This window comes from Paenibacillus nuruki, assembly GCF_001721045.1.
Classification (GTDB): domain Bacteria; phylum Bacillota; class Bacilli; order Paenibacillales; family Paenibacillaceae; genus Saccharibacillus; species Saccharibacillus nuruki.
The window spans coordinates 1-3,365 of the sequence record NZ_MDER01000095.1 but is presented as its reverse complement, the minus strand read 5'-3'; the positions used below and the strand labels follow the sequence as shown (position 1 = coordinate 3,365).

Genomic DNA, 3,365 nt, shown 5'->3' with positions numbered 1-3,365 from the left:
CTGTAGAACTATAAAAACTTTTTACTCTGAAAGATATACAATAATTAAAATATAAACAACAGAATATAAAATAGTAGCCATTACAGATATATAAAAGTAGATATTAAAAGCAAATAAGAATGTATAAAACGAATAGGAAAATGATAATAAATATTAATGAACACTAGAATATAACTAACGACTTAATTATAGGGATACATATAGATGGAGTTATAAATAATTATCATTTTAGTTGAAATACTCCGAAGTTGTTTCGAAAATACAATTGATATAACTTCAATGAAATTTTGTTATTTTATTAACTCAAGTTGATTTATATTTGCTATAATAAAATGAAAGAGATACATATGTTCGCCTATTGAGGTCAAATCGAATATATGATTAAGATTATGATTTCTAGCGATGATATAGTTAAATCCTGATAGCTAAATGATTTAGTTTATAATAGCTAGGTGATTTAATGCGTAATATACAGAATAGATGTATTTTGTATAAAAGTTGTTTTATATATTCAAGCAAGATCATTAATACTTATGGGGTACAACAAGGGAGCGATAGATTTGCGTGTTATGGGAATTGATCCCGGGATTGCGATCGTTGGGTTTGGATTTATTGATAAAAACGGAAGTAAGTTGACTCCTGTTCAATACGGATGTATTCAAACGGAAGCTCATACACCGGATGAGGATAGATTATTACATGTCTATGAAGGTACAGTGCAATTGATTGAGAAATATCAGCCAGACACTGTAGCTTTTGAAAAACTCTTTTTTAATCGGAATGTAACCAATGCGATGTCTGTTAGTCAGGCACGTGGAGTGATGATATTAGCTGCTAAACAAAAGGGATTACCTATTGCAGAATATACACCAATGCAAGTAAAACAAGCTGTTGTTGGTTATGGTAAAGCTGAAAAAAGACAGGTTCAAGAAATGATTCGAATGTTTTTAAATTTGCAAAAAATTCCGAAGCCTGATGATGTGGCTGATGCGTTAGCTGTTGCTGTATGTCATGCGCATTCTTATTTGCTAAACTCCAAGATAAATGAGGTATTGAAAAAATGATTGATTTTTTGCGCGGACCGATTGTCCATTTGGAGAATGAATATGTGATTGTAGATATGCAAGGAATCGGGTACCGTGTGTTTTGCCCTAATCCTTATGCATGGATGAAAGAAGCAGGCGAAGTGACCATCTACACTCATCATTATGTACGAGAAGATGCGATTCAACTCTTTGGATTTCCTACTCGTGATGAACAGAAGTTATTTCGTAAATTGATTGAAGTATCAGGAATTGGTCCACGTGTAGCACTTGGGATTTTGAGCGGTGGTAGTCCAGAGGGTGTAGTTACTGCTATTTATCAAGAAAATATTACGTTCTTGACCAAATTGCCTGGGATTGGTAAAAAGACAGCACAACGTATGATTTTGGACTTGAAAGATAAACTAGGTGGTATTGGAGATTCTCTGATTACTACAGGGTTATTTGCTCCGGCGATATCTACAAATACTTCTGGAGAAGTATGGCCTGAAGTGCGCGATGGACTGAAAGCATTAGGATATACGGATACCGAATTAGATCGAATCTGGCAAACATTGAAACACGAGGTATTCCCTGATGATACAGCCGATGATGTGATGAAGAGAGCACTAAAAATGTTGTATACTGGCTAATACAATCATTATGCTAAAATAATCAAAAGAATAGAAATTCAATATATTTCAGTATATTTGAGAGTAAAGGCTATGAATTTTGTAGAAGATTGTATCTTACTGAAAAAGTTTTTTCTATTTTGCATATATTACGAATAATACAGTAGTTAATGTAGTAATTAAGATCGTAATTAATATAGTGATTAAGATTATAATTAAGATCAAGTAATACTATTTTAAAAAAACGTAATGTATGCACTTATCTTTTACTAAATATTATATTAAAGTGGCTAGGGTATATTTAAAGATAGCTTTGGATCGAATTGAAAAAAACAGGTAGAACAGATGAAGGGGAGCGAATAAAGATGACGGATGACCGCATCATATCTGCTAACTTGATGATGGAAGACCAAGCGGTGGAACTGAGTCTACGTCCCCGTTACCTTTCAGAATATATCGGGCAAACACGGATTAAAGAAAATATGAAGATTTATATTGAAGCGGCTAAATTAAGAGGCGAGGCGCTAGATCATGTACTCTTATATGGTCCACCAGGTTTAGGTAAAACCACACTTGCTAACATTATTGCTAATGAGCTAGGTGTGAACTTAAGAACAACCTCAGGGCCTGCTATAGAGCGTCCTGGTGATCTGGCTGCTTTACTGACCAATCTTCAAGATGGCGATGTATTGTTTATTGATGAGATTCATCGCTTGCATCGGTCTGTGGAAGAAGTATTATATCCAGCGATGGAAGATTCAGCACTTGATATTATGATTGGTAAAGGTCCTAGTGCTCGTTCTGTACGTTTGGATTTACCTCCATTTACTTTGATTGGAGCAACGACACGTGCAGGCTTATTATCTGCTCCTTTGCGAGATCGATTTGGGGTAGTGAGTCGCTTAGAATTGTATACAGTTGATGAACTTTCATTTATTGTAAGCCGTGGATCAGAAATTCTTGGTATCGATATTGTGGGAGATGCAGCCGATGAAATCGCACTTCGAGGCAGAGGAACGCCACGTATTGCTAACCGTTTGCTTAAACGTGTTCGTGATTATGCACAGGTACGGGGAGACGGCATCATCACACCTGAGATTGCAGATGAAGCATTAGATATGTTACAAGTGGATCCGCGTGGACTGGATCAGATTGATCATAAAGTCTTGCAAGCGATGATTCATAATTTCCGCGGGGGTCCTGTAGGATTGGACACTATTGCGGCTACGATTGGTGAAGAAGGTCAAACGATTGAAGATGTGTATGAACCTTATTTGCTTCAATTGGGATTCCTACAACGTACACCACGTGGGCGGATCGTGACTCCTATGGCTTATGATTATTTGGGGATACCGATGCCTGATCATTTGAATGGAAAAGCATAGATTTGATTTAGGGAAAAGGCTTATTATTTATAGAGAGCAAGGTGCTATAAATAATAAGCCTTTTTGGCGATAATATAATTGTATATAAAGGAAGCAGTCCGTATAATTTGTGATGAGTGATGAGTGATGAGTGATGAGTGATGAGTGATGAGTGATGAGTGATGAGTGATGAGTGATGAGCTGTCGCTGATACACAGCTGACGCTGCCGACGATGTACTTTTTGTAGTTTATGGTTGTAGGCGTACAATGAAAAAAATAACAACTTATAGTGAGATAGTTGTTGTTGTGTGTAGCTACTATTGACTGAGCTGCTCCATACTCACAA

General features: G+C 36.3%; 3 protein-coding genes. All 3 read left to right on the top strand.

Annotated features, from left to right (window positions below; translation table 11 throughout):
• Positions 1-560: 560 nt before the first annotated feature.
• The 3 genes from ruvC (at position 561) to ruvB (ending at position 3,039) form a co-directional block, all read left to right on the top strand.
• Positions 561-1,064, top strand: coding sequence for a crossover junction endodeoxyribonuclease RuvC (ruvC, locus tag PTI45_RS22410; protein ID WP_069329817.1), 504 nt, complete (start codon positions 561-563; stop codon positions 1,062-1,064).
• The gene (ruvA, locus tag PTI45_RS22405) at positions 1,061-1,675 is read left to right on the top strand and encodes a Holliday junction branch migration protein RuvA (protein ID WP_069329816.1); all 615 of its coding nucleotides are present in this window, start codon (positions 1,061-1,063) and stop codon (positions 1,673-1,675) included. The genes ruvC and ruvA overlap by 4 nt, the downstream gene beginning before the upstream one ends.
• 344 nt (positions 1,676-2,019) lie before the next feature.
• Positions 2,020-3,039, top strand: a complete 1,020-nt coding sequence (ruvB, locus tag PTI45_RS22400) for a Holliday junction branch migration DNA helicase RuvB (protein WP_069329815.1) — start codon at positions 2,020-2,022, stop codon at positions 3,037-3,039.
• Positions 3,040-3,365 lie beyond the last annotated feature (326 nt).